This window comes from Psychrobacter sp. TB20-MNA-CIBAN-0197, from assembly GCF_040309765.1.
GTDB classification, from domain to species: domain Bacteria; phylum Pseudomonadota; class Gammaproteobacteria; order Pseudomonadales; family Moraxellaceae; genus Psychrobacter; species Psychrobacter submarinus.
On record NZ_JBEOPC010000615.1, the window covers coordinates 1 to 271 of the forward strand.

The 271-nt window shown below is 59.0% G+C and carries 1 pseudogene; it reads right to left on the bottom strand.

Annotated elements, in window-relative coordinates:
• Positions 1 to 271: pseudogene (locus AAEY83_RS15205) on the bottom strand (hypothetical protein); the annotation flags it as partial.

Genomic DNA, 271 nt, shown 5'->3' on the forward strand with positions numbered 1-271 from the left:
GTTCAATGCGATCGGCGTGAATGACGATCTTGCCTTCCTTGTACAGAGAGCCGATGGCTTTCTTGAAGTTGCCCTTACTGACGCCGAACAGGCTGCTGATCAGTGCCGGATCACTCTTGTCACTGACCGCCAGGGTGCCGTCGTTCTCGCGCAACTTGCCGAGGATCTTCGAACTCAGGCTGCTCGCCGCTTCCTGGCCGACCGGTTGCAGGCTCAGGCTGATCTTGCCGTCGGCGCGCACTTCCTTGATGAAGCCTTTCTCGCGCATGCC